Origin of the sequence: Nostoc sp. (assembly GCF_036917155.1) — a bacterium.
Classification (GTDB): Bacteria; Cyanobacteriota; Cyanobacteriia; order Cyanobacteriales; family Nostocaceae; genus Nostoc.
This window is the reverse complement of sequence record NZ_JBALDZ010000195.1, coordinates 1-26,822: the sequence shown is the minus strand read 5'-3', so window position 1 is coordinate 26,822 and position 26,822 is coordinate 1. Positions and strand designations below refer to the sequence as shown.

The window sequence follows — 26,822 nt, the reverse complement described above, 5'->3', positions numbered from 1 at the left end:
TATGGTTTTTAAAGACGTGACGGCGAATAAATTCGCCTGCCCCTTGCCCCCACGGATGAATCCGGGGGCTTCCACGGGGCGAGGTGTTTGGTGAACTTTTTTATCGGTTGTGCTGTTTGGGCATATAAAGGTTGGGTGGGCGAACTCTATCCCCAAGGCACTCGCACTGCCGATTTTCTCCATCTCTACAGTCGTCGCTTCACCACTGTAGAAGGTAACACCACCTTTTATGCCGTGCCTAACCAAGAAACTGTAACCCGTTGGGCTGCCGAAACACCAGCAGATTTTGAATTTTGTCTAAAATTACCACGAGATATTACCCATCAAGGTTTGCTACAACCTTATATTCCGGCTGCTTTAAAATTTTTGGAGGGGATGCGCCCTTTAGGTAAGCATCTTGGCCCAATCTTTGCTCAGTTACCACCCAGTTATGCACCTGCATTACTTGACGATTTGACCAACTTTCTGGAAGCTTGGCCGCATACAGAAGCACCCCTAGCACTGGAAGTTCGGCATCCCGACTGGTTCCGGGAACCCTATGCTAGTAATTTGACGGCACTTTTAGAAAAGTTAAGTGTAGGACGAGTATTATTAGATTCGCGCCCCATTTATACTGGAGATGATGATCCCCAGTTGCAATCGGAACGACGTAAACCCAAATTACCGTTGCAATTGAGTGTGACAGCATCTTTTACTCTGATTCGGTTTATTTCTCATCCGAATTTATCAGTGAATCAGCCATTTATGGAAGAGTGGGTAAGACAGATTCAGCAATGGTTAGAGATGGGAGTGCGAATTTATTTCTTTGTCCATTGTCCAATAGAAGCGCGATCGCCCAGCACAGCCCGTCACTTCCAACAGCTATTGGAACAAAGTGGGACATCAGTTCCACCCCTACCTTGGAATAACCTTGAGTATCCCCCTAATCAACTCAGTTTATGGTGAGTATATTTAGTTTCCGGGTATCCTGAATAAAAGAAGAAAAAAACCTGAAAGGTAAGTAAGGCAATGGATGTAGAATTACAAATCTTGAAACATTTGGCAAGATGCCCACCCCACAATCAGATTGAAAAAATAGTAGTGCAAATTAAAGGCACAACAGCTTAGTACATCTTTATTTTATTAATAAATTTTGATAGCAATTTAGAAGAACGCGAGAGTGTGATTTAACGTGAATTCGACAAACCTCTCCCAGCTTTGCAATAGCAATACTCAAAACTATTTCAAACAGATCCAGTCGCCTTCTACTTGAGCGATCGCACCACCAGGAAATGGATCGGTTTGCGATCGGTTGGGCGCTATAATTAAAGCCGTTAATTTCTCAATGTGTTCAAAACTGGGCGCATCAGTCAATATTTGCTGCAACACCTGACGCATCACCCGACGTTGCAACGCTAGTGGTGCTTTCTGCAATACCCGACGATTTAACCGTAAAGGAAGAAGAGAAGTAAGAGAATCTTCTTCATGCCCAATGCCCCATGCCCAATGCCCCATGCCCAATGCCTCATCCCGCAACTCCTGGGCAGCTTTTTCCAGATATTCCACTTCCGCCTGTAAAAGTTCTGCTGTTTGGGCTAAGGCTGATTCTACTTGGGGGTTGAAATTATCTCGCAAATATGGTACTAATTCTTGGCGAATGCGGTTGCGGGCATATTGCAAATCTTTATTGGTGGAATCTTCCCATATTGGTAATTTAAATTCTTGACAAAATTGCTCTGTTTGTGAACGAGTGACTGCTAAAAGTGGACGCACTAGCATAATGCCCGTAGTTAGAGGGCGTTGCCAAGTCAGGGCTTGTAAGCCATCAGCACCAGTACCGCGAATTAAATTGTAGAGGAGAGTTTCGGCGCGATCGCTGGCAGTGTGTCCTGTAACTATATATTGATAATTATTTGCCTGAGCGATCGCACTTAAAGCTTGATAGCGCCAATCGCGTGCAGCAGCTTCACTATTTATCGGTTCGTTTGCTGTTTCTAAATAAAAGGATATACCCCAAGTTTTCGCTAAATTTTCGACGTGTTTAGCATTAGCCTCGGAGTCAGAACGCCAGCGATGATCGCAGTGAGCAATACCTAAATACCATCCCCATTTGGATTGTAAATCTAAAAGTAATTTTATTAAACACAGAGAATCTTGTCCGCCGGAGACAGCGATTAATAGCCGTTGGTTACGCTCAAATAAGTGGCGCGATCGGATGGTGCGATGTATTTTTGCGTGTAGGGGAGTCCATACCATTTTATTTTTTTCAGCGCACACAGACAAAGATAATTTTCTATTATATCTGTGTAGATAAACTTTGGTATTAGTTTTTACCTTCCTTTAGTTGCTGCCGAAGATCGTCAAGGGGAGAGTTTTCCTGTTTGATGTCTAATCGATGATCTTCGATTTCATCAGGGCAAAATTCTAGGCTGACTCTAATTTTACCTGTTCGCCATTGTTGACCAGGTATTAAAACACAACATTCAAATCCTTCTCCAAATACTCTTGATCCTGGCAATGTAGAGTGTTTTTCCCAAATTTTCTTGATTTCCTTTAATAACTGAAAGACTATTTGAGTGCGGGGTAAATTTTCAAATGCTTCTTGGTGAAAATGCACAACATCATCATCAGGATTTAGAGGCTCCCATTGATCATTCATAGTCAGTCTCCTGTAACTAAATTTATAGTTCCCAAGAGTTCGGAATTAATTGTTAGGATTTGACTTACAGCCACAACTTGTTTAACGTCACCGCTAATTGTAGGAAAGTAATAAAAAGTCCTGAGTAGTGATAATCACCTTGAATATCAGGCGATAGAGATAATTCACTTATAAAGTAATCTGTGTAAATTAGAACCGAGTATATCTCTGCTACCCAAGGGTGAAGGACATTATACATCATAAATTTCTGTTGTAATTAGTGCAGGGTAGAGCTAGCGTAAAGTGGACAATTTGACAATCTTTAATACTAAAACTACTTGGCGTATAGTCATAATCTGTCCGCACGCAAGAAGAACGCAAGACACTTAATATATGGTTCAGAATCTCGAAAGAACACGCCAGAGTGCAAGGTTTCCAGAAACAGCACCAGCTGCAAATCCCGTATTTTTTAGAACCTATAGCCGCAAGACATTGGCGGGACTAAGGGAAACATGGGATGAGGTATGCGATCGCACTCTACTCGGCTTAGTCGAGTTAGGAAAGCTAACTCCAGAAGAAGCTCTCACATTGGATAAGATGCAGCGCAACTTGAAAGCTATGCCCAGTGGGCGCTGGCTATGGGTTGGTGGTACAGACTGGATAACCAAGCCAAAGAACTTTTCCGGGGCATATAATTGCACCTCTACCAATCTCCAAGACTGGAGTGCCTTCGGGTTAATGATGGATCTGGCAATGATGGGTTGTGGTACTGGAGCCGTCCTAGAACCACAATTTATTAACCAGTTGCCCCCCATCCGTAATCAACTGAATGTCACTGTAAAAGGTGAAATTGGCAGCACTCCTGTCCAACAGCGGCGTGAATATACTGAAACTCATATAGAAGGCAATAACGTCACTATTCACGTTGGAGATAGCCGTGAAGGTTGGGTTGAATCATATCAAACCCTATTAGAACTCTCCACTGATGAACAATTTTCAGCAGAAGTTGAAGTATTAGTTGATATCAGCGATGTCCGCAAAGCAGGAGAAACTCTCAACGGCTTTGGAGGCGTTGCTAATCCTGTAAAATTGCCCGGACTGTATCAGCGTTGTGCTTCCATCTTGAATAAAGCTGTAGGACGACAATTAAATTCAGTTGAATGTTGTCTGTTAATCGATCAAGCTGCTGTCACAATTGTTGCAGGCAATATCCGAAGAAGCGCGGGGATGCGTCAGTTTGATTCTGGCGATGACTTAGCAGCCACCGCTAAAGATAACTTATGGCAGCAAGATGAAAATGGCAACTGGCGAATCGATCCAGAGCGTGATGCACTCAGGATGGCAAACCATACCAGAGTTTTTCATCGCAAGCCAACCTTAGAAGAATGTGTTGGTGCTGTCCGCAAACAATATTACAGCGGCGAGGGAGCGATTCAATGGGCTGGTGAAGCCGTAGCGCGATCGAACATTGATTTGCTGTCAACTCCTAACTTAAAAATTGAGTTCTTGAAAGCTTACGAACAAGGAACAGCAAAACAGTGGTTAAAACAACGTTATCCAAATCTTGATGCTAATGAGCTAGAACATCGTTTGCAGCGATATGCTTTAAATCCATGTGGTGAAATAGTAGGTGCTAATTTCCACTGTGTAAGTGGTGATACTTTACTCATCACTAGAGATGGAATACATAAAATCAAAGATGTTGTCAGAGATGACATTGAGATTTGGAATGGTCAAAAATGGAGCCAAGTAACACCATTTAAAACTGGTAGCGATACCTCCGGTGGGCTACGCCAACGCAAGCTATATCGAGTCAAATTTGCAGATGGTACTTACTTGGATGCAACTGAATATCATCGCTTCTTTGTGAAAGATAGATTTGATAAAGAATACAAAGAAGTCCAAACCAAGGATTTGATGGATGTTAGTAGATATGCCATTCATACTGAGCCTTTTACGATTCAGTATGAAGATGGATTAAATATCGATCCAAGTTATGCCTATACTTTGGGGATAGCTGTAGGAGATGGAACTACAGACCAAAATGGTAATGCCAAAGTTAGACTCTATGAACAGAAAGCAGCTTTATCTGTAATCGGAAGTAAGTCTCCTGAAAGAAACTATGACTACTCACCGGCTTTTAAAGATGTAACAGACTTAGGTTTTTCTGGAGAATTTCTAAAGAGTTTAAAAACAAATCCAGAGTCACTGAATGTAATTGCTAGTTGGAATCGCCCAGCAATTTTGCACTTTATCGCTGGTTTAGCGGATACAGATGGCACAAATACACATAGCAATGGCATTAGGATTCACATCTCTGATTATGAACGTGCGTATCGAGTGCAGTTATTATTAACTAAATGCGGTATCCGTTCTTCTTTAAATCTCTGCGCTCATCAAGGGTCAGGAACTAACTATGGTGTTCGCAGTCAAGATTTATACTACTTGCAAATCACTGACTGTGGACAAATTCCTTGCCAGCGTTTGGATGTGAGCAAAGGGTGTGACGCCAAATACAAAGGTAAATGGCAAATAGTCAGAGGTGTGGAAGAATTACCAGGTTTACACGATACTTATTGCTTCAATGAACCGGAACATCACAAAGGAGTATTTGGTAATACCCTAACTGGCAACTGTAATTTGTCAGAGGTTCATCTTAATCAAATTGACCCACATAATTACAAAGAACAAGAGGAAGCTTTTACTGCTGGGGCGCTATCTGTAGCAGCACTTTTAAATCACAGATTCCTGGAACCACGCTATCAATACAGCCGTGAATTAGACCCAATTGTGGGAGTTTCTTTTACAGGTTTATTTGATTTCTTTGTCCATGCTTTTGGTGTTGATTGGCTGCGCTGGTGGGAAGCAGGAAGGCCTGCAACTCCACAAGGATTAGCTTTCAAGCGTGAGGAAGAGAAATACCTCAGTTCTTGGAGAGATATTGTACATCGGGTGGTTTGGGATTATTGCGATCGCCACAATCTCAAACGTCCAAATCGTTGCACCACAGTGCAACCCAGTGGTACTAAGGCTTTATTAACTAATGCCAGTTCCGGCTGGCATCCCCCGAAAGCCCAAAGATTTATTCGCCGCATCACCTTTGGCAAAAATGACCCAGTAGCCTTAGCTTGTATTGACTATGGTTACAACGTCATTCCCTCTCAGTCAGACAAAGATGAACAGGGCAATTTGCTCAACGATCCCTTTGATCCACGGGTGAGTGAATGGCTAGTGGAAATCCCTGTTTCTGTAACTTGGGCTGATTTATCTGGAGCTGATGAAATTGATGTTTCTAAGTTTTCAGTCTTAGCGCAATTTGATTTTGTCCTTCAAGTTCAACGTTGGTACGTGACTCACAACACATCAGCGACTTTGGAACTTCGCTCTGATGAAGTCGAGCCTTTGGGGCAGCGCATTTACGAAACCATCCAGAATGATGAGGGATATATTTCAGCGGCTCTTTTAGCCCGTTTTGACGATCTGCAATCATTCCCGCGTTTGCCATTTGAACCAATAGACAAATCCACCTACGATCGCTTAACTCAAGAGGTGAAAGCGCGGCGCAAAACAGATGACTTCTGTGCAGTCTTAAGCCGCTACGATTTAGGCGAAATGACAGAGGCCGGGCCTAGTGGTTGTGATTCTGATAAGTGCATGTTTCCCGATCAGCAACCAATGACTGGGGACTAGGGACTGGGGACTGGGGGATGAGGGAGCAGGGGGAGAGAAACAAGTTAAAAGTTAAAAGTTAAAAGAAATATTGAACTTATCTTTCTTTTTACTTGCTTCTTTTTACTTGTATGCCCAATGCCCCATGCCCCATGCCCAAACACGTTACGATCAATTAAGAAGTAATAATTTTTTACGGCAGTGCCAGGAGTCCCTTAATGTTCATTAATGAATTGTCACCTATATTCAGGGAATTTACTCAGCATCCAGTTTCATTTGTGGGTGGGTTCTTCTCTGGTGTGCTTCGGCTGAATCTTGCAGAAGATCCCGTTAAAAGCTGGCTGGATAAACAGATTCGCTCAAATAGTTACACCAGCACCACAACGGATGCACATAACGGCAAAGCCACTGGCCCTCAGCAGATTTCGATTGACTAAAAACTCCAATCATGGATAGTTGAATTTACTAAAAAACAGGGAGTCAGTGCTGCCCTCAACAGCACTGAACCCTACTTTCTACATCAGCAACTCCGTATCACGGATAGAACCTTTACCAAACAAGAACAGATATTAAAGGGCAGAAGGTAAGAATTTATTTTCCACCTGCCAAAAGAGTATATTCGCGTAGCCTATTGTAGAATCTTATCATATCGATCGGGGAAAATACTAGCGCATTACTACGTAAACCTAAGTAAATACGTAAATCTAAGTACCATCTGAATTAACCAAACAAGTTTCTTGAGTAACTTGTTAAAGATAGGCAAACTTCTGTCATAGCACTAGTACTGCAAATCGGAATTAAAAATGAAAAATTAATACGGCGTAAGCGTTTCATTGATTTGGAATAGATGGTTTATTTCCGCTATGTTCTACTAGTCGCTTGTTCCACTATTTAAGAGATACTAAAGTCAGGTACATAAGCAAGAAAACATGGAATCCCTAACCTCTCGTATGCAAGCGGTACAGTCACCGATTATTCCTGTGGTTGGGGAACTGATTAAAAATTCTCCTGGAACAATCTCTCTAGGACAAGGTGTAGTTTCTTACAACCCACCACCTGAAGCCATAGAATTTTTAGCCCAATTCTTAGCCGAACCAGCCAATAATTCATACAAATCAGTGGAAGGAATTCCCCCATTGCTGACAGTACTTGCAGGAAAATTGCAAGACTTCAACGGCATTGAAATCAACGGGGAAAACTGCATCGTCGTGACAGCAGGGAGCAACATGGGATTTATGAATGCCATTCTTGCGATCACTAACCCAGGCGATGAAATTATTTTGAATACGCCCTATTATTTCAACCACGAAATGGCGATCGCAATGGCTGGTTGTCATCCGGTGTTAGTAGCGACAGATGAAAATTACCAACTGCGCCCAGAAGCGATCGCTCAAGCAATTACTCCCAAAACACGGGCTGTGGTGACGATTTCACCAAATAACCCGACTGGAGTTGTCTATTCTGAAGCAGCATTACACCAAGTAAATCAAATTTGTGGTGTTCATAATATCTACCACATCAGCGATGAAGCTTATGAATACTTTACCTATAACGGAATAAAACACATTTCACCTGGCGCATTTGATAATAATAGCGAGTACACCATTTCTCTCTATAGCCTTTCCAAAGCATACGGTTTTGCCAGTTGGCGCATTGGCTACATAGTGATTCCCAAACACTTACTTGTCGCCGTTAAAAAAGTCCAGGATACAATTTTGATTTGTCCGCCAGTCATTTCTCAATATGCAGCTTTAGGAGCATTGCAAGCAAAAGAGGAGTATTTGCAGAGTCATATAGCAGCGATCGCTCAAGTACGCCAACTAGTATTAGACTCCCTTAATCGCCTACAAGGCTTGTGTAGCATTATCCCCGCCGATGGCGCTTTCTATTTTTTCCTCAAAGTTCATACCCAAATGGATGCTTTTGAGTTAGTTAAAAGACTAATCCAGGAACATAAAGTAGCAGTTATTCCAGGTACAACCTTTGGCATAGATGACGGATGCTACCTACGCGTTGCTTATGGGGCGCTGCAAAAAGAGACGGCAAAAGAAGGTATAGAAAGATTAGTGCAGGGTTTGGAAACTATAGTTAGTAATTAGGAGTCATTCAATTTTGGATTTTAGATTTTTCCTTAAATTTATGAGGACGTTAAGCTATGTTAGCGTACCTTGTCTGCAATCCCAAATATAAAATTCAACAGATGCCGATTATTAATAAGTTAATTGAAATTGAAACTGAGCCAAAAATTAATATTCATAATATCACCCCACAAATTCAAGATTTTATTGCCTCAACATCAATTAAAAATGGACAAGTTTTAATATTTTCTCAACACACAACAACAGCATTAGCTATCAACGAAAATGAAGTCAGATTATTAGAAGATGTCAAAGTGTTCTTGCAAAAACTAGCACCTGAGTCAGACAGCTATTTGCATAATGATTTGCATTTAAGAGATGTTCCAGAAAATGAGCCGATAAATGCTCACTCTCATTTAATGGCAATGATGCTGACCACAAGTGAGATAATTCCCCTTGTGGATGGTAAATTAGTATTAGGAACTTGGCAATCTGTTTTGTTTTTTGAGTTAGACGGCCCGCGTAAAAGAACGATATTTGTGCAAGTTTCTGGCGAATAATGCAAATTCACACCTGCAATGATTCCAGCGAAACCCAAAACTAAGAGAATCACGAACATGACCAACAAATGTATCAGTTGAATTTTACTTACAGCAATTAAAAATTTGAAAGAATGTTTTCAAGCATAACCTTTCTTTCCACAAATCAGGACTTTTGTTGTGTCAAAGGTAGATGCAATTATACCAATTTTGGATTTTAGATTTTGGATTTTATAGGATTACTATTTGATTTTTGAACAAAATTAGGTACTGTAGTGGCGTGTCAAGGCTAAAATGTTGCAAAAAAATTGTCGGTTGGGGAGCCACTGCGTTGCGCGGGTTAAGAGCGTTGTAGCAAGTGGCGTTGGAGGCTTTGCCAAAGCCAACAGATATCAGGATGTTGGGTTGCGCTCCGCTCCACCCAACCTACGTCTCATGCACTATTTTTTTGCTTGCCACGCCACTACATATACTTAGATTTTTTCAGGAATCAAATCGGATTCCTATAGATTAAACGTATTTACCAAAAGTCTGTTCCAGTAATGTCCAACATGCTATCTATCTCAATTTGGTATTAGTTATGAAAAATAACGATAATTTTGTATTACGTAATACTTGGTACTATGCTTTGCCTAGCAATCAAATCAAGCCAGGTATGATGATCAGCCGCATTTTCTTGGGAGAACCAGTACTGCTAATCCGCAGCCAGGATGGCAAAGTCTCGGCGATGCGGGATATTTGCCCTCATCGTGGTGTGCCCTTGAGTTGCGGTAGATTCAATGGGCAGGAAGTGGAATGCTGTTACCACGGTTGGCGCTTTAACGAGGGTGGACGCTGTACTACAATACCATCTCTTGTAGAAGAACAGCAGATGGATTTGAGTCGCTTCGACGTACAGTCTTATGCAGTTCGCGAAGCTCAAGGAAATATCTGGATATATATGACTGATCCAGATAACCCTCAACCTGCTTCCGAGATAGAAATTCCGCTGATTCCAGGGTTTGATGAGCTGCCCCAGTTCGTAAAAGTCGTGAAATTTCCCTGTTTTGTGGATCATGCTGTGGTAGGTTTGATGGACCCGGCTCATTCACCTTATGTTCATCGCGCTTGGTGGTGGCGAAATGAGCAATTACATGAGGAAGTAAAGCAGTTTGATGCTTCACCCTACGGCTTCACGATGCGACGACATCGATTACCAGCGAATGGGGGTCGATTATACTGGCTGATTGGCGGTGGTGTGCCAGAAACGGAGATTTCTTTTCGTTTACCTGGAGTTAGAATCGAAGAAACCACAATTGCTAATCATCGAGTCGTTAATGTAACGGCTGTTACACCGATTTCAGACACAGAAACAGAAGTAACTTTTGCTCTTTACTGGACACTCCCTTGGGTAGGATTTTTCAAGCCACTAGTACATCTGCTAGCGCGGACTTTTATCGACCAAGACCGAACAATTGTGGCAAAGCAGCAGATTGGCCTCAAATATAATCCTGTGCTACGGCTGATTAAGGACTCGGATGTGCAGGCGCAGTGGTACTACCAGTTGAAGCGGGAGTATGCTCGTTCTATTGCTGAAGGACGAGAATTTGTGAATCCTGTTAAGGGTCAAATACTGCGCTGGCGTGCTTAAATTACTCCAAAATGAAAGGGAGTAGGGAGTAGGGAGTGGGGAGTGGGGAAACAAATCAGGCTTAACATCGGGCGGGGTTTCAACCTACCTTGGGATACAAGGATTTTTTCTCTGACGAGACGCTAGCGCGAACGCGCCACTTGCGGGCGTTCGCGCAGCGGGACGAAGTACGGCTTTAAACCTCAATTTCTCCCAAAGGGAGACGCTACGCGAACGGGGCTAATTTCTTCCCCTACTCCCTACTCCCGCCCCGAAGGGGTTGTAAATTCCGCAAATTCTCTTGGCCCAAACAGCATATTTCGGTCTATGGCTGACAAGATTTTATTATTGGCGCGATCGCTATTTAAAGAACGGACAACTAACTGGGCGACATCTGCACGATTGATGCTACCAATAATGTGCGGATCTTCAGTCAAAACACCATTACCGGTTGCTGGTTCTGACTTTAGTCCACCAGGACGGATGATTGTATAGGTGAGTCCACTGGCGATTAAGTGTTGTTCTGCTTTGTCTTTCTCAACTAAAACTGTTCCCAGTGCTGCTAAAACTTGGGGTGACAGAGCAACAACACTATTACCAGCACCAATGGAAGATACAAGAATAAACTTTTGCACTCCAGCTTTAACTGCTGCATCGATCAGATTTCTATTACCAGGGTAATCTGCTCTTTCTCCATCTGTTGGTAAACCGCCAATTGTGCTGATAACGGTGTGAATAGGTTCATCTTTCAGGATTGCGCTTTCTACATCCTCAATATTCAAGGCATCTCCCACAACTACTTGAATACCTGTTTTCTCTAGTTCAGCTGCAACTGCTGCTGTTCTCACGAGTGCTTTAACCTTTAGCTGTTGCGCCCTCAGATATTGGGCAATTTCTCGACCAACACCGCGACTTGCTCCAGCCAGAAAAATATAAGATTCACTTGTCATAATAAACTTAATTACTTACGCTCAAAGGATTTTATCAGAGGATTGGCAGCACTTAATAGTTGCTCAAGCAACAGAGATGCTCCTGATTGGTGGCGAACGTGAGTGTCAATAAACAAACTAATAATTTCACCCATCAGCAAACGGAAGGTTTCTTGAGGTTGGGTAGCGGGAAAGTCCAACAAGGTTATATCTAGAGTGGAATCTAGCCGATCAACTATCGAAAAATGATTTGCTCCCTCCAAAAGTAGTAGATAGCTGTCATTTCGTCCTCCAGCAATTGCTTCTTGGAATGTACGGATGACTGAGGTGGTAGCATTTCCAGAGCTTACACCATAGCGATCGCTGTTGTTCGCAATTACTCCATCACAAGTTCCTCCCATCAGTAGAAGTGGTAGGGAGTCTGGTAAGGATAAGATAGTTGCTGCCTCGTACCCCAATGATAACGTTGCCATAGTGTGTAAACCATAACCAAAAGATGCTGCAACTTGAGGGAAAAAGTGGGGATCGGCATTTTCGATTGCGACTCTACCACCTGCGGAATGTCCACCTAAAATTATTCTTTGCAGATCGAGCATTCCAGTTAAAATACCCTCAGACTGTAACTGTTCCACTTTCGCTAGCAGTGTTGGCAAAGCCGGAGCAGTGGGAACAGTACGATAAATTGTTGGTTTCAGCTTTTCAAAATCAACCCCTGGAGTCAGACTCATTATTCCTGGTATACTTTCTGCAATCCAGTTAAAGAGAATCACCACTAATCCACGTTCAGCAAGTTTAACCGCCAACCATTGATATTGTTGAGCATCACAGTTAAAACCGTTGAAAAAAATCACCACTGGAAAAGGTGCCTTTTCTAAATCAACTGGCAAATTTGCTCTATTTCTTTCTACCTTACCCGTCGATATTTGTGCTGGATAGAAAACTTTCAAGTGAATGGTATCGTAAGGAGACTGGAAATCCTCGATTTTAGCAGCTTGGAAAAAAGCACGAACTGTCATCTGGTTCTTCCTAATATCATTTTCCGCAAATTTTTCTATTGGCCAGGTACAACTGCTCCTAACAATCCCAATCTAGCGATCAGAAATAACTGAGTAACTATAATTACATAAATACTAGGATAGCAATTATACCTAACCCAATGGTAGGAAGTATTGTAATAGGTAATTGTGTCAATCTAGCAAATAACTTTTCAATGGATTTATTTATGGCTAAAAAATCTCAACCAAATCTTGAGCTATACCAAGATGTCAGATTATCTGCTACTACAAGAATTTGGGTAATTACAGTAGCAATTCTCGGAGTTTGCGTCCCACTGTCAGCCATTACTAGAAGCGGTGCTATTCTTCCTTTAGTTGCTATTGGTGGTGCCGCTGTTGGTACCGTTGCTGTTTGGCGTTCTGATGAGCAAAAATCAAAAACTAACTATTTGCAACAGCAGCAAATAGAACTGCTAGAGGAGAGATTAGCGAATTTAGAAACAATTGTTAGCAGTGATGACTTGAACTTGCAAATGAAAATTAAACAAATCGAAGTCAGGGATACTTTTGGCAACTCCTCTGATGTCAGTACTACACCCAGACAACCAAAACGTAAAGGTTAAAATAATTCGTAATACTCGCCATTCGCGTAGCGTCTCGTAGAGAAGGCGAGAAGTAAGCTACGTAATTCCTATACCGCAAGAGTTTCATTGATTTGGAATGGGTGGTTTACTTCCGCCGTGCTGTACTAGGTTATTTTTGTGTAGGTATTTGTTGACTTAATGTATCTGCAATCTTTGAAATCCGTCTCCAATTAAACTTTCTTTTGCAGCTAGAAGTGTTTCTAGGAAAACAGTATCTCTTTGTCCATGTCCGTTAGAATTGACTGACATCATCTAAATTCTATACACTTCAACTGCATCAATTCATGAAACGTCTAAGTGCTGTTTATCTATCTCTTTCCCGGAAACATCTGCCAATGGCTGTGTTTTATTAGACCGCTAACATTACTGAATTTTTAATTAACTAAGGTTATAAACTTGAGTAATTGTATTGGTATAGCTTACCGTAGGTATGCAACAGTTTGCCGCAGGAATGCAGATGGATTGGATTAGCTTACTCAAAGCTCAACAAACTGACTTTCTTCAACGTGTGAAAAAACCTAAAACTTACGACTTATCTTTGCTAGAAAGTCAAGTTAAAGGTTGTCACACTGAAGTTATGGCCTTTTGGGGTGAGCCATTGGCTAGACTCCAAGAACTTTCTCGCCAACAAGCACAAGTTCTCGCCAAAAATCCGCCGCCAACGCCACCTGAATATCCTGAGCCTCCTGACTGGACGATACCTTTCCCTAAATACTTCCAACAACAAGCCCAAGATTATCTTTTACGGGAGTATATTGTTGACCGAGTAATAACTGAACGGTTGGGCAAATTGGTAAAAAAGGTGTCACAAGATACCTTACAAAATATGATTTTAGATGATGAAGGAAATTTGTGTGGCGAAAGTAAATTTCCTTATGTACTTAAAGATCATCCTCAGCTAAGTGTTCAAGTTTACGTTGCTGATGGAGAAAGTTTTAATGGTATTAAGAAAGACAAAATTAGGTGGTCGATTACTCAAGAAGATTTGAAAAATCACCAAGTATTAATTTTTCTATGTTTGTTTTATCCATCTACAGGTAATTTAGGTTACGAGAGGCAAAGCATAATAACAGGCTTTTTACCGACAAATCAACTTGAATTTGCTGAACTAAAACTGTATGTAACTCCAAGTAACTTGTTGTATGCAGGGGGATTGAGTTGGTACTTAGAATCACTTACTGGCAAAAAAAATGCGTCGCCAGTAATTAATGAGAGAGCGATCGCAGATACAATACAGACTCTACCATCAGAGCATTGTCTCAAGGATATAGTCGGTGACTGGGAATGCTGGCAGACTTTGCAAGGACACACCAGAGGGATTAATTGCCTAGCTTTCAGTTCCGGGTGTAACAATGGCAAAGCCTTACCCATATTGGCAAGTGGTAGCCGTGGAGAGACGAAACTGTGGGATTTGAGCAAGGGTGAATTAATAGAGACATTATCAGAGTATCCTTGGGTGATATCTGGGCTAGTGGATGAGGTGAATTCCCTAGCTTTTAGTTCAGATGGACAGACTTTAGTGAGTTGCGGTGCAGATTCCACAATTAAGCTTTGGCACGTAGGCGCTTTAGACTTGATAGATATTTTGCACAAACACAATGGGGTAGTGCGGTGTGCTGCCTTTACCCCAGATGGCAGAATGCTAGCGACAGGCGGAGATGACAGAAAAATTCTATTTTGGGATTTGATGCAACGTCAGGTAGCGATCGCACTTTCTTTAGATGATACAGCTGCTCATTCCCTGGTTTTAAGTCGAGACGGGGAAACTCTGGTGACAGGTAGCTACCGCAAAATCAAAGTTTGGCGCACCTTACCGCAGACAGGAATCAAAAGTTTAAAAGATGCACAACCGCTGCATACCCTCATGGGTCATGCTCATATTGTGCGTTCCTTAGCAATCAGTGCAGATGGTAAACTACTCGTCAGTGGTAGCTGGGATCAAACAATTAAAATTTGGCAATTGGAGACTGGAGAATTAGTTCATACTCTTAAAGGACATAGAGATAAAGTATATGCGATCGCTTTAAGTCCCGATGGACAAATTATCGCCAGCGGTAGTGCTGATAAAACCATCAAATTGTGGCATCTACAAACTGGAGAATTGCTGGGCACATTTACAGGTCATGGGAATATAGTCACAGCCTTAGCCTTCACAGCATCTGGTGAGATGTTAGTTAGCGGGAGTTTAGATAAGACAATTAAAATTTGGCAACGGAGTTAATAGTAATTCGTGTTGAAGAGGCAGAAGGCATTCCCGATGAAACGAATTTCAAAAGCCTTGGATGAAAGAATGATTGGGGACTGGGGACTGGGGACTGGGGACTGGGGACTGGGGACTGGGGACTGGGGACTGGGGACTGGGGACTGGGGACTGGGGACTGGGGATTGGGGATTGGGGACTGAGTATGGTAAATCCTTTCAGCAGCTACTCTGCCCTGTGAAAGAATTTGAGTAATTTTACGTATCATGGATTGTCAATTTTTGTAGTCAAATTGACAACATTTTAATAAAAAGTAGCATATAATAAGTATTATCGGTCTCCCATAAAAAATCCGGGAGAATTTCAACGTGCAAGGAGGTAAATCCTATGCAAGAGGTGTGGACATCAACGGAATTAGAATATGCTTTTTTGTTTACCCTAAGAAAAGTAAATTCGATCAATCCAGAAGGTTTCAAGCCATTTTTTAGTAATATGCCTATTGACCCTTATATCAAAGGCAATTATCGTTCTAGAAGATTATCTCGGTTCATAGTCTCTGGAAATCAGTTACTCAAATTACCTCATGGCTACCTTTTTCAAAGTAAAGAATATAATCCATTGGTAGGTGACATAAAAAGAGAGTTTGCAGAATTAGATGATGCACTCATAGAACTTGATATTTTTAGAAATCTTGTCTTGGCATTTGGTGATTCTTGTAAACTTCATCCAGAAGCGGAAATCGGAGTTCATCAAATTAGAACTATTTGTTCGGCAGATAATTTGGGTAATCCTGCACCTGAAGGTATCCATCAAGATGGTACTGATTTTATTGGGATATTTTCAGTAGATAGAGATAATATTCAAGGTGGAGAAACACATCTATATACTACCAGAAGAGAAAAGCCTGTGTTTAGCAAAGTTCTAAATCCGGGAGAACTCTTATTGGTCAACGATCATGATTTTTTCCATTTTACTACTTCGATAAAACCACAAATTGATGCTCAAGGAAGTAGGGATGTTTTTGTACTGACTTCTCCCAGCTTACTTTCGGAATAATTTTAGTAACCTGGAAATATTTTATAATCTACAAGATATGGGGAATTGAATCTATTCATTTCCCCTATTTTTTTGTTTGTACTTGTAAATAGTTATGCTGATATTAGTTTATCTAAATTGATGGCTAAAATTGCTATATAAATTAATAAAACTGTATTTTTTATCGTTATATAGGACTCCTATTTCATTTTTTAAAAAACTCCGTATAACTCGAAAAGCCTGATTCCCTACTCCCTTATTTATTTTATTTCATCAAAAATCCGAAATTAAGCAAAGCCACACTGGATACTTAGAATATTAAGGGTGAGTGCATAAGTTAGACTACAAAACAAGCCTGCTGGAATTCAACTAACTGAATCAACCAAATAAATAAATGCTATGAATGACGAATTCTACAATAGAGGATTGGAAAAGGCTAGGCGAAAAGACTACGCTGGAGCAATTGAGGAGTTTAACCATGCTTTACAACTGACACCTTACTTTACCGAAGCTTACTTGCAAAGGGGTTTGGCACATTATGACTCAGGAGCAATCCTGAAGGCTGTTTCAGATTATACCGAAGCCTTGAAGCTGAATCCTGAGAGTGTAGAGGCCTACTATTGTCGGGGATTAGCAAGAGTGGCGCTGAAAAATTTGCCGGGGGCGTTGGAGGACGTAGAACGCGCTATTCGTCTCAATCTTAATTATGCTGCTGCTTATAATCTGCGAGGGATGGTGCGGCGCAAACAGGGTTATATTCAAGATGCGATCGCTAACTTTAAAAAAGCTGCACAATTATATCTAGAGCAACAAGACAAAGAGAATTGTCGTCAGTGTCTAGAACAAATTAAACAGCTACAACCCAAAGAATTACCAGCCCTTGAGCAATCACATTCTACAAGTGCGCCAATTTTATCCACCAATGATTATTTCACACAACTATTAGAAAAAGCGGAAAAAGGAGATACCCAAGAGGCACTCGCCGATTTAAACTGGGTATTAAAAGCCGATCCGCAAGATGCCCAAGCTTACTGCTGTCGTGGGGTTGTGCGTTGTAAAATGGGTAATTATCGAGAAGCGATCGCAGATTTTAATCAAGCATTGCGGCTAAACTTTCAAGATGCCATTGTCTATCGCAACCGAGGTAAAGCACGTTCTATATTGGGAGATCATCAAGGAGCGATCGCAGACCTTAATCAAGCACTCCAGATGCAGCCTGAAGATGCCTTAGTCTATATTGCCAGAGGTAATGCCTATCGAACAACAGGCAATTATCTTGGTGCAATTCAAGATTACACCCAAGCACTGCAAATCAACCCCGATGATGCTCAAGCTTACTACAATCGCGGCATTGCCTATACTTGCTTAGAAGAAATACAAAAAGCCGTGGAAGATTATCAACGGGCGGCGAGTATCTTTTGTGAACAAGAAGACTGGGGAAATTATCAACAAGTCTTAAGTAGCCTAGAAAAAATCCAGAAGTTTAGTCCAGAGTCGAAAAAGCAAAAGTATAACTTGCTACGTCAGCGAATTTTGCGGATGGTTGGAGGATACTGGGAAATTGCCGAACGATTGATTCAGCAAAAGCAGAATTACCATCCTGGGATGTCAGACGAGTGGTATTTGCAAAAAGTGATTGATGATTTAGAACGCGATCGCGGTAGATAAAATATAAATACCACTACAAACGTAAATTCACCCGTACAATTATACGGGTGAAAATGCAATTAATTACTTGTCGTTTTCCAATGAAACTAAATGCACACTATCTTAAGCACGTTTCAAAGCTTAGTTAGAAATGCGAGTTTGACTGCGGCGTCGCAATCCAAACATCCCAATCGCGTGTTGCTTGTTAATTTCTAACAGCTATGATTTAGCAAAGTCAATCCTTGCTTTGGCTTTTATTTATATATTTAAATAGCTCTTTATTTAATGTATTTTTACTGATAAATATCCGCTCTGATAATCTAATTTACTGTCATCATATATTCAGCATTTCAACTGAATATTATGATGATATCTTTATGGAAAGTTTATATTTTTCTTAAAATAAGATGTATATCTTTATATTTAAAGTCCAAAACCTCAACCCAAAATCTCAAACTGTATAGGTGACGTTGAGGATACTCTGCAATTTTGAAATCCTCTCAAAGGTTGTTTTTTGAGCCACTATTATTTCCTACTCTAAATTGTGCAAGAAAAAATATGCACAGAGGTAGATGAAAAATCAGTCAAAATGTAGCCTAAAATACAAGGGATATAAATGATTAACCCGTAAGAAACACGGAAGTTTACTACGCTAGATAGATGCGGTTAGAGAACACTCAATGTTAAATGTTAACCGCTTGCAGCTGCAAGATATATTGAAAATTCCGACAAATTCACTTGTGGCAAAAATCGCGAGTGCAATCCCTATTTTGGTTGGCAGTTTGGTACTAGTTGGTTGGTGGCTTGGCCTTGAAGTTCTTAAGCGCGGCTTTCTCGGTAGTCCTGCCACAATGAAAGTCAACACAGCCCTGTGTTTCATACTGTGTGGTCTATCCCTGTGGTTATTTTCAAAAGCCGGGAAGCAGGGAAGTGCGGAAGAAAGAATAATTCAAAATTACCCCCACAGTTCCACTGCCTCCAATTCCAAAAAGGGCCACTTGACCCCAATAACTCTACTAATTTCCAAGGTATGTGCAATCGCTGTCACCACAATTGCAGCGCTCACACTCTGTCAATATCTGTTCGGCTGGAATCTCGGCATTGATGAACTAGTGTTCCGTGATTCGCCAACTAGTATGGCAACAGCATATCGGGGGCGAATGGGGGTGAACACAGCACTAAACTTTATGCTGGTGAGTATAGCCCTACAGATTTTGATTCATTCAAAAAACCACCGCAGTTATTGGTATGCCCAAATTCTGGCTCTGATTGCGACTTTAATTTCCTTTCAGGCGCTAATGGGCTATGCCTACAAAGTAAAAGTTCTCTATGGACTTGCCCCTTATACAACATCAATGGCCTTACATACAGCGGGGTTGTTCATATTACTAAGTATGGGCATTCTGTGGGTGCGGGCAGAACAGGGGTTAATGAGGGTAGTTACAAGTGATACTTACGGCGGCTTACTTGCACGTCGTCTATTAGTTGCTGCGATCGCAATACCTTTTATATTGGGATGGGTAATTGTTAAAGGTCAACGGGCAGGACAATACGATCCGGCCTTTGCAGTATCGGTGTTTGCCATCGTCCTGATTGTAATTTTTACTATTTTGATTTGGCAAAGCGCTAGGGTTATTGAACGCCTCAGCTATCAACGCGACTGCGCTCAAAAAGCACTGAGAACATACGAAGCTAAACTAGCGAGTTTTGTTGATGCAAATGTCATCGGTATTCTGTTTAGCGATGTGTATGGAGGTATCCAGCAGGCAAACGACGAATTTCTCAGGATGATTGGTTACACGCGGGAGGATTTGTTAGCAGGTAAGTTAAATTGGATCAATATCACACCACCAGAGTATCTATACTTAGATGAGCGAGGTATTGCTGAAGCACAAGGAAACACCAACGCTGCTTGTACGCCTTATGAGAAAGAATATATTCGCAAGGATAGTAGCCGTATTTCGGTGTTAATTGGTTACGTGTTGCTAGGAGACGACCGGAAAGAATCGGTAGCATTTATTCTCGACTTAAGCGAACGTAAGCAAGCAGAAGCAGAGCAACAAAAATTAGTATCGTTGGTAGAAAATAGCTCTGACTTTATCAGTATTGCCACCCTTGAGGGTAAATTACTCTATATAAATGATGCAGGTCAAAAGCTGGTAGGGCTTGCCAGCCTTGAAGAAGTGGGGCAAAAAGCAGTATTAGATTACGTCATGCCCAAAGACAAAGCCTATTTTCAAGAACATATACTGCCAACTGTGCGATTACAAGGGCGCTGGCAGGGAGAATTCTGCTTTTGCCACCTCCAAACAGGTCAACCGATACCAGTTGATTACAACATCTTCACTGTTACAGATAAGAACACAGGTGAGTCAATTGCCTTAGCAACTGTGACTCGCAACATCAGCGAACAAAAACAGGCTAAGGAACAAATATTACAACTAAACAGGGATCTACAACGCCGCATTACTGAATTACAAACGTTGTTGGAGGTAATTCCCATTGGAATTGGCATTGCCGAAGATCCAGAATGCCAGAATATCAAGGTCAACCCTTCCTTTGCCAAGCAGTTGGGAATATCCCCACAGACAAATGCTCCCTTGGACGAAAAACCGACAAGCTTTAAAATCTACCGAGAAGGCAGGGAACTGTCCACAGAAGAACTCCCAATGCAGTACTCTGCTGCTCATGGTGTTGAAGTTGTGGATTTTGAAGTTGATGTCGTCCATGACAATGGCAAAATCGTCAACCTGTTGGAGTATGTTGCACCTCTGTTTGACGAAGAGGGTAAAACCAGAGGAAGTGTTGGTGCATTTTTAGATATTACGGAGCGCAAACAAGCAGAAGAAGTGCTGTTAAATCAGCAGAAATGGCTAGAGGATGTGTTAAATCTGATGCCAAGACCGTTGCTGTTTATCGAACCAGGAACAGCGCGGGTAACTTTTGCCAATCGCTCTGCTGACGAATTAGCTGGGGGCGAATTTCCCAAAGGTGTAGCCGCCGCAGATTATCACACAGTTTACCACTACACGGATGCGGCTGGCGATCGCATCCCCAATGAACTTATGCCAGGAGTACGGGTTGCCCTTGGCGAACGTCTGAATGGATTGGAGGTAGACTGGCACACTCCTGGTGGTGTGCGCTCTTTACTAGTATTTGCTGATACTTTACCAGCAATGCACGGTCATCCATCTATCTGTATCTTGGTATTCCAAGAGATTAGCAATCTCAAAGAGGTACAAAAAGCACTCTCGTTAGGTTACAAACGGCTAAAGCTACTATTCGACACAGTTAACGATTTACTATCGAGTCAGCAACCAGTAGTACTAATCGATAGCGTCTACCGAAAACTCTCAGAACAAATTGGTTTAGATGTTTACTTTAACTATTTGGTTGAGGATAACTCTCAGCTAATGCAGTTGAGGTCTTACAGCGGCATTTCCCCGGAGATGGCGAAAGAAATTGAGTGGTTGGCATTTGGTGAATCGGTTTGTGGTAATGCAGCCCAGGAGCGTTGTGCAATAGCTGTAGAGAATGTGCAGCAATCAACTGACCCGCAAACAGAATTGATTCGCTCTTTAAACATTACTGCTTATTATGCCTATCCATTGATTGCCCAAGGACGACTATTGGGTACTCTTTCTTTCGGCAGCCGCACTCTGTTAAGCTTCACCGACAATCAAAAGGGGATGATGCAAGCAGTGTGCGACCAAATAGCGGTTGCAATGGAACGGGCTAGTTTAATTGCTTCTTTGCAACAACAAACTGAGCAGTTGCAGGAGGCCAACCGGATGAAGGATGAGTTTCTGGGGATATTGTCTCATGAGTTGCGATCGCCCCTCAATGCCATCCTGGGCTGGGCACAATTACTACAACGAAGCAAGCTGAGTGAAACCCAAATGGCTAGGGCTACGGAGACAATTGAGCGCAATGCCAAAGCCCAAACCCAGCTAATTGAAGACTTGCTAGATATATCACGGATGATTAGAGGTAAGTTACGCCTGAATGTCCGTACTTGTAATTTGGTTCCGATAATTGAGTCAGCCATTCAGACTGTTAATCTAGCCTCCCAGTCCAAGGAAATTGATTTGAGATTTTCCATTATTCCCTCCAAAGAAATGCCAAACTCAAATGGGGAATTAGAAATCAATCATGAAAATCTCGAATTTCCAGAAGCACAATCCCCAAGCAATCTTGGCGAAAATTCTCAATTCTTAGTTGCTGGTGATTTTGAGCGCTTGCAACAGATCATCTGGAATCTGCTATCCAATGCTATTAAATTTACACCCGGCGGAGGAAGGGTAGAGGTGCAATTGTCAGTAGTCAGCGGCCAAGAAAAACAACAGGCAACAGATAAATATGCCCAAATTCAGGTAATTGATACAGGCATTGGGATCGATACTAACTTTCTGCCTTACGTCTTCGATCGCTTTCGTCAAGCTGATAGTTCTAACACTAGAACATACGGTGGATTAGGACTAGGATTAGCGATCGTCCGTCATTTAGTAGAACTGCATGGTGGTACTGTCCACGCAGATAGCCCAGGTAAAGAACAAGGAGCAACGTTTACAGTCAAATTACCACTTCTAAAGAGTTCCCCCCTGTGCCCCTGTGCCCCTGTGCCTCCTTGCCCCTCTACCCCTCTCCCTTTCTCACTCCTTGGCGTGCGCGTACTAGTTGTAGACGATCAAGCTGATACCCGTGAATTCATCACCACAGTCCTCGAACAGTGCCAAGCCGAAGTTAAAGCTGTCGCATCAGTTTCAGAAGCATGGCAGTTAATTATACAGTGGAAACCAGATGCTTTAGTTAGCGATATAAGTATACATCAGGAAGATGGTTACTCTTTGATCCGTAAACTGCGATCGCAACCACCAGAACTAGGGGGAAATATTCCCGCCGCAGCGTTGACAGCTGATGCTAAAGCAGAAGATCGGATGCGAGCTATACAAGAAGGTTATCAGCTACATTTACCTAAACCAATTGAAGCCGCTGAGTTAGCGACTGTAGTTGCTAGCCTTGTTGGAAGGACTTAGAAAAAATGGGGAGTGGGTTCAATAGGGTTCGGTTAACAAATTTATCTGTTGAGGTAAGCAGGGGAGGCAGGGGGAGAAGAGAGGTAGGGGAGGAAGAATTAACTTTTTTCTTTTTTCCTCCCTTGCTTCCCCTGCTTCCCTTGCTTATCCGAACCGTATGGGGAGTGGGTTCGTCAAACCACTTGAAAAGTAAAGCTAAAACTTGCCCAATTATTCACATCTAAGATATATGAGTCGGTTGCTGTGCCGTTTATCTCCGTTTTAAAGTGCAAGTCTTTGAGCAAGGCTTGTGCAATGTCTAAGGAATTCAATAATGGGCCAATAGGCCGTTGTTCGGCTGAGGAATATTTAGCAGCGTTCAAAGCGGCGAGAGTTGCGCTAAAGGGAGTAGTACTAAAAATTAGTTGTTGTTCGCAGAAGAAAGCTGGCCCTGAAATCACCCATTCGGAAGCAGCATTAGTTTGGGGTAAGGTAAGGGTTTCACCTGGGGCGATGACAACTTCTTTGAGGAGGGGCTTAATGTCTTCAGTATTTGGTTCTTGGGGGGTTTCCCAAGAGTAGAGGGCGATCGCTGTATGATTATTGTTTAATCCCAGCACAATTAAATATACTGGGCGATCGCTCTGGTTTTCCACTCGATATTGCATTCGACTACCGATAGGGACAATCGGTGTGGGGAGAGACGTAATTAATCGCGTCTGTACTGATTTTTTAATCGGAGTTTCAGTTTTAAAAGCTCGGACTGTTTCACGGTGCATGACGACGCGAGGTGATATATTACTAATTATTTCTAAGGTTGCTTTGAGAGCCAAGCGAGAAGAACCTTGATTTTCTGTGAGTCGCCATAACTTGGCTGCTAGCAAGATTGATAATTTTGGCGCTAATCTTTGCGCGGCTAATTTTACTGCTTCTCCTACTTCCCCCGTGGTATTGGGAATTAGCTCGCCACCGAGAGAAAATAGACCATAACGACTAGGAATTTCCTGTAGTTTACCAAAAACATAATCAGCGGGTTTTTCTCCCACTACTACGGTGGAAATATGAGGAAATGCAGCGAAGGCACTTGTAGCGTCTACTCGCTCAATTCTTTCCAATCCAGTATCTAGAGCTATGGTTAAATTGATATTTCGGGGTAAAACCCGGACTGCTTCTTGGACAAGTTGCCCGATTTGTAGGGAATTTGTACCTTCAATTTGGGAAATTTGCGCTTTTGCTGTTAACCCAGTCCGCGATCGCAATATTAATTGCTCTGTTGTTGCTAGGGTAAATCGAGAATTCACCCCGTAGTATAGCAGCACTTGTGGCGGTAATCCTGCCAACCACAGATGTACTGTTTTGCCGTCTTCTTCAATAGCTGTCACCGCGCCTTCTGCACCAATGATACTCTCTGGCTGCAAAGAGGTTAGATTTTGATTTTTCTGACTAGTTAATAATGCTGGTTGCTGTTTGCTACCCAATTTGGATAGAGAATTTTCTACATGGGAAAGGGCGACTTGAATTGTGGTAGCTGGGGTGAATTCCCACAAATACTGTGTCAAAGCGTAGGTAAATAACCCAGCACTAAAACCAGAAAAAAGTCCTTCCCTTGCCGGCTGCTTTGGTTCTGAGGTAGCCGCTAAAACAAGCGGAGTGCTGGGTAATTTCTGAGTTTTAAGTTGTTGGAGAAAGTCGAGTTCTTCTGCTACTAGCTTTACATCTGCTGATTCCTGAAGGGCGCGAATTTTTAATCCTAAGACTGTGTTAGGAGCATAATAGCTAGTATCTAATACTGCTGTGACTCGTTCTGTGGGGAGCGATCGCAATAATAGCAGTAGAGTTTCTTCTAATATATAGTTGACTATTTTCTCGTCTTGTGAGGCATGACTGACATTAGCTGACACCAGAACATTTTGCATTGTATCTGGTGATGTTTCTAATTTTACACAGCTGCCATAACCGCTAAAGTGGAAGACAACCACATCACCGGGTTTAGCTTGCTTGCCCAGGTGATCCAAAAAAGCTGCCTCAATGAATTCCCGACTAGCCTGTTCCTCAGTTAAGGTGAGGATATCTGACCCTTGGAAGCCAAAACGATGAATCAAAAGCTCTTTTTGTAGTTCGACATCCGTCAGACAACCACTGAGGGCTGGAATTTTTGGGTATTGGTTAATACCTATTAGCAATGCCAACTTGCGCGGACTGGGTTGTGCCAAAGCCTGATAATAGCGATTTCCTAAAGACAACCACTCAACTTCAGTTATCCCCAATACCGCGAGTATTGAGCCAATTCTCTGTAAAAACGTGCGCCGTTTCATAGTTAGCTATCAGCCCTCAGCTATCAGTTAGCAGCTTACAGGGCTAAACTCTGTATTGTAAAGTTAGAAAAGTGCGGGGAGTGGAGGGGCAGGGGAGCAGGGGGAAAATTCTTAACTCCTAACTCTTAACTCCTAACTCTTCACTCAGCACTCAGCACTCAGCACTCGGAACTATTTTGCCCAATGCCCTAAACCGGAACTTCTATCCGCATTGCCCGCGCTAACTCTGCTGCCACTTCTGGACGGGAGAATTCTGGTGGAGGTAATTCACCGCGCCGCAGCATTTCCCTAACTTTTGTCCCTGATAGGTGAATGCGTTCTTCTGGCCGGCTGGGACTGGTTTTAGATGTTGCCATCTGCTTAGTGCGAGTGCAGTAGAAAGCGTGTTCAAATTTCATCGGCACAATGCCTAATTCATTTGGCGCAAATTCATCAAAGATATACTGTGCGTCGTAAGTACCGTAATAGTCACCAACACCAGCATGATCCCGTCCGACGATAAAGTGAGTACAGCCGTAATTTTTGCGGACTAAAGCATGGAATATGGCCTCACGGGGGCCAGCATAGCGCATTGCGGCTGGATTAATTGCCAAAGTTACTCTGTCTAAGGGGTAGTAATATTCCAGCAAAATTTCATAGCAGCGCATCCGCACGTCAGCGGCGATATCATCTTCTTTTGTCGCCCCGACTAATGGGTGCAAAAATAGACCATCAACGATTTCTAAAGCGCACTTTTGAATATATTCGTGGGCGCGGTGGATGGGGTTGCGAGTTTGAAAGCCGACGATGGTTTTCCAACCTTTTTCTTTAAATAGTTGCCGTGAGGCAGCTGGATCGATTTGGTAAGTGGGAAACTGGGGATGAGGTTCACGCTGCAACAGCCAAATATCACCCGCCAGATGTACAGTACCTTGGTTATAGAGTACCTGCACACCGGGATGATTGACATCATCAGTGCGGTAGACTTTTATTGCTTCGCGGGTTTTGTCATAGTGATATTTTTGGGTGAGTTGCAAAACTCCGATAAATTCGCCTCTGGAGTTATCCAGACGGATTAAGCTGCCTTCTAGCAACGGGGAAGCTACTTCTTCACTGACCGATAGTGTAATCGGGATTGACCACACAAGACCGTTAGCTAATCGCATTTCTGTAACGGTGCGATCGTAGTCTTCTTGGTTCATAAAACCCGTCAGTGGACTAAAAGCACCGATCGCAATCATTTCTACATCAGAAACGGCGCGATCGTCAAGTTGCACTCGCGGCAAAAAGTCAGCTTTTGAGAGAAACTCTGCCCTTTGTTCTGGTGTGGCGATACGGTTAACCAACTGTCCACCGTGGGGGGCTATGGCATCTGGATTGTGACTCAACGTAATCCCCTCTCTGCTTTTACTGTTATTGTTTCAGATTATGTACTAACTTACCAAATGCTGGTACGTAACCCAAGTTGCTAGTTATTGATTGAGGCGATCGCTTGATGTAATAAAATCCCCTCCAGGTATAAAAAACGGAGGGGAATATGCTAAATGAAAT

At 42.4% G+C, this 26,822-nt stretch carries 18 protein-coding genes; 12 read left to right on the top strand and 6 right to left on the bottom strand.

Translation table 11 applies throughout. The annotated features are described in order from the left end of the window. Nucleotides 1-90 precede the first annotated feature (90 nt). Complete coding sequence (locus V7K67_RS25025; RefSeq protein ID WP_334732035.1) at nucleotides 91-945, top strand: DUF72 domain-containing protein; 855 nt, start codon at nucleotides 91-93, stop codon at nucleotides 943-945. Nucleotides 946-1,218: 273 nt separating this feature from the next. Here the strand turns inward: V7K67_RS25025 and tilS are convergent, their stop codons facing one another. Further along, a complete protein-coding gene (tilS, locus tag V7K67_RS25020) occupies nucleotides 1,219-2,235 on the bottom strand; it encodes a tRNA lysidine(34) synthetase TilS (protein ID WP_334732030.1) in 1,017 nt (338 codons plus the stop codon). 67 nt (nucleotides 2,236-2,302) lie between these two features. After that, nucleotides 2,303-2,638, bottom strand: coding sequence for a KGK domain-containing protein (locus V7K67_RS25015; RefSeq protein ID WP_334732031.1), 336 nt, complete (start codon nucleotides 2,636-2,638; stop codon nucleotides 2,303-2,305). 372 nt (nucleotides 2,639-3,010) lie between these two features. Here V7K67_RS25015 and nrdJ point away from each other — a divergent pair, with 372 nt between their 5' ends. The 5 genes from nrdJ to V7K67_RS24990 all read left to right on the top strand — a co-directional run bounded on the left by nrdJ (nucleotide 3,011) and on the right by V7K67_RS24990 (nucleotide 10,533). Further along, on the top strand, nucleotides 3,011-6,307 hold the full coding sequence (gene nrdJ / locus V7K67_RS25010) for a ribonucleoside-triphosphate reductase, adenosylcobalamin-dependent (RefSeq protein ID WP_335168852.1): 3,297 nt from the start codon (nucleotides 3,011-3,013) through the stop codon (nucleotides 6,305-6,307). 197 nt (nucleotides 6,308-6,504) lie between these two features. Then, entirely contained in the window at nucleotides 6,505-6,723 is a 219-nt protein-coding gene (locus V7K67_RS25005) for a hypothetical protein (protein ID WP_334708596.1), read from the top strand. 492 nt (nucleotides 6,724-7,215) lie between these two features. After that, nucleotides 7,216-8,385, top strand: a complete 1,170-nt coding sequence (locus tag V7K67_RS25000) for a pyridoxal phosphate-dependent aminotransferase (protein ID WP_335168850.1) — start codon at nucleotides 7,216-7,218, stop codon at nucleotides 8,383-8,385. A 101-nt stretch (nucleotides 8,386-8,486) separates the two neighbouring features. After that, nucleotides 8,487-8,924, top strand: coding sequence for a secondary thiamine-phosphate synthase enzyme YjbQ (locus V7K67_RS24995; protein ID WP_334732036.1), 438 nt, complete (start codon nucleotides 8,487-8,489; stop codon nucleotides 8,922-8,924). Between the two features lie 559 nt (nucleotides 8,925-9,483). After that, the gene (locus V7K67_RS24990; RefSeq protein ID WP_334730552.1) at nucleotides 9,484-10,533 is read left to right on the top strand and encodes an aromatic ring-hydroxylating dioxygenase subunit alpha; all 1,050 of its coding nucleotides are present in this window, start codon (nucleotides 9,484-9,486) and stop codon (nucleotides 10,531-10,533) included. 239 nt (nucleotides 10,534-10,772) lie between these two features. Here the strand turns inward: V7K67_RS24990 and V7K67_RS24985 are convergent, their stop codons facing one another. Both V7K67_RS24985 and V7K67_RS24980 read right to left on the bottom strand, forming a co-directional pair. Continuing rightward, nucleotides 10,773-11,462: an SDR family oxidoreductase gene (locus V7K67_RS24985; protein WP_335168847.1), complete on the bottom strand. Its 690-nt coding sequence runs from the start codon at nucleotides 11,460-11,462 to the stop codon at nucleotides 10,773-10,775. Between the two features lie 11 nt (nucleotides 11,463-11,473). After that, nucleotides 11,474-12,457: an alpha/beta hydrolase family protein gene (locus V7K67_RS24980; RefSeq protein WP_334730554.1), complete on the bottom strand. Its 984-nt coding sequence runs from the start codon at nucleotides 12,455-12,457 to the stop codon at nucleotides 11,474-11,476. A 206-nt stretch (nucleotides 12,458-12,663) separates the two neighbouring features. On the opposite strand from V7K67_RS24980, the gene V7K67_RS24975 reads away from it, so the two are divergent. From V7K67_RS24975 to V7K67_RS24950, 6 genes are all read left to right on the top strand, one after another. Further along, nucleotides 12,664-13,059, top strand: a complete 396-nt coding sequence (locus V7K67_RS24975; protein WP_334730555.1) for a hypothetical protein — start codon at nucleotides 12,664-12,666, stop codon at nucleotides 13,057-13,059. A gap of 451 nt (nucleotides 13,060-13,510) precedes the next feature. Beyond that, complete coding sequence (locus tag V7K67_RS24970) at nucleotides 13,511-15,301, top strand: WD40 repeat domain-containing protein (protein ID WP_334730556.1); 1,791 nt, start codon at nucleotides 13,511-13,513, stop codon at nucleotides 15,299-15,301. 36 nt (nucleotides 15,302-15,337) lie between these two features. Beyond that, nucleotides 15,338-15,535: a hypothetical protein gene (locus tag V7K67_RS24965; RefSeq protein ID WP_335168845.1), complete on the top strand. Its 198-nt coding sequence runs from the start codon at nucleotides 15,338-15,340 to the stop codon at nucleotides 15,533-15,535. Between the two features lie 132 nt (nucleotides 15,536-15,667). Further along, nucleotides 15,668-16,336 carry a 2OG-Fe dioxygenase family protein gene (locus tag V7K67_RS24960; RefSeq protein ID WP_335168843.1) on the top strand — a complete coding sequence of 223 codons (669 nt, stop codon included), beginning with the start codon at nucleotides 15,668-15,670 and terminating at the stop codon, nucleotides 16,334-16,336. A gap of 378 nt (nucleotides 16,337-16,714) precedes the next feature. Continuing rightward, nucleotides 16,715-17,983 carry a tetratricopeptide repeat protein gene (locus V7K67_RS24955; RefSeq protein ID WP_335168841.1) on the top strand — a complete coding sequence of 423 codons (1,269 nt, stop codon included), beginning with the start codon at nucleotides 16,715-16,717 and terminating at the stop codon, nucleotides 17,981-17,983. A gap of 659 nt (nucleotides 17,984-18,642) precedes the next feature. Next, entirely contained in the window at nucleotides 18,643-22,998 is a 4,356-nt protein-coding gene (locus tag V7K67_RS24950) for a PAS domain S-box protein (RefSeq protein ID WP_335168839.1), read from the top strand. 173 nt (nucleotides 22,999-23,171) lie between these two features. Here V7K67_RS24950 and V7K67_RS24945 read toward each other — a convergent pair whose 3' ends face one another. Both V7K67_RS24945 and sat read right to left on the bottom strand, forming a co-directional pair. Next, complete coding sequence (locus V7K67_RS24945; RefSeq protein WP_334730560.1) at nucleotides 23,172-25,292, bottom strand: caspase family protein; 2,121 nt, start codon at nucleotides 25,290-25,292, stop codon at nucleotides 23,172-23,174. A gap of 188 nt (nucleotides 25,293-25,480) precedes the next feature. Beyond that, on the bottom strand, nucleotides 25,481-26,659 hold the full coding sequence (gene sat, locus V7K67_RS24940) for a sulfate adenylyltransferase (RefSeq protein ID WP_334730561.1): 1,179 nt from the start codon (nucleotides 26,657-26,659) through the stop codon (nucleotides 25,481-25,483). Nucleotides 26,660-26,822: the final 163 nt, after the last annotated feature.

What these genes read in the sequence shown, in the direction of transcription:
- V7K67_RS24955 (WP_335168841.1), top strand. Translation starts at nt 16,715, where the DNA reads ATGAATGACGAATTCTACAATAGAGGATTGGAAAAGGCTAGGCGAAAA.
- V7K67_RS24985 (WP_335168847.1), bottom strand. Translation starts at nt 11,462, where the DNA reads ATGACAAGTGAATCTTATATTTTTCTGGCTGGAGCAAGTCGCGGTGTT.
- V7K67_RS24980 (WP_334730554.1), bottom strand. Translation starts at nt 12,457, where the DNA reads ATGACAGTTCGTGCTTTTTTCCAAGCTGCTAAAATCGAGGATTTCCAG.
- V7K67_RS24945 (WP_334730560.1), bottom strand. Translation starts at nt 25,292, where the DNA reads ATGAAACGGCGCACGTTTTTACAGAGAATTGGCTCAATACTCGCGGTA.
- V7K67_RS25005 (WP_334708596.1), top strand. Translation starts at nt 6,505, where the DNA reads ATGTTCATTAATGAATTGTCACCTATATTCAGGGAATTTACTCAGCAT.
- V7K67_RS24990 (WP_334730552.1), top strand. Translation starts at nt 9,484, where the DNA reads ATGAAAAATAACGATAATTTTGTATTACGTAATACTTGGTACTATGCT.
- V7K67_RS24960 (WP_335168843.1), top strand. Translation starts at nt 15,668, where the DNA reads ATGCAAGAGGTGTGGACATCAACGGAATTAGAATATGCTTTTTTGTTT.
- V7K67_RS24975 (WP_334730555.1), top strand. Translation starts at nt 12,664, where the DNA reads ATGGCTAAAAAATCTCAACCAAATCTTGAGCTATACCAAGATGTCAGA.
- V7K67_RS24950 (WP_335168839.1), top strand. Translation starts at nt 18,643, where the DNA reads ATGTTAAATGTTAACCGCTTGCAGCTGCAAGATATATTGAAAATTCCG.
- V7K67_RS24995 (WP_334732036.1), top strand. Translation starts at nt 8,487, where the DNA reads ATGCCGATTATTAATAAGTTAATTGAAATTGAAACTGAGCCAAAAATT.
- V7K67_RS25015 (WP_334732031.1), bottom strand. Translation starts at nt 2,638, where the DNA reads ATGAATGATCAATGGGAGCCTCTAAATCCTGATGATGATGTTGTGCAT.
- V7K67_RS25000 (WP_335168850.1), top strand. Translation starts at nt 7,216, where the DNA reads ATGGAATCCCTAACCTCTCGTATGCAAGCGGTACAGTCACCGATTATT.
- V7K67_RS24965 (WP_335168845.1), top strand. Translation starts at nt 15,338, where the DNA reads ATGAAACGAATTTCAAAAGCCTTGGATGAAAGAATGATTGGGGACTGG.
- nrdJ (WP_335168852.1), top strand. Translation starts at nt 3,011, where the DNA reads ATGGTTCAGAATCTCGAAAGAACACGCCAGAGTGCAAGGTTTCCAGAA.
- tilS (WP_334732030.1), bottom strand. Translation starts at nt 2,235, where the DNA reads ATGGTATGGACTCCCCTACACGCAAAAATACATCGCACCATCCGATCG.
- V7K67_RS24970 (WP_334730556.1), top strand. Translation starts at nt 13,511, where the DNA reads ATGCAACAGTTTGCCGCAGGAATGCAGATGGATTGGATTAGCTTACTC.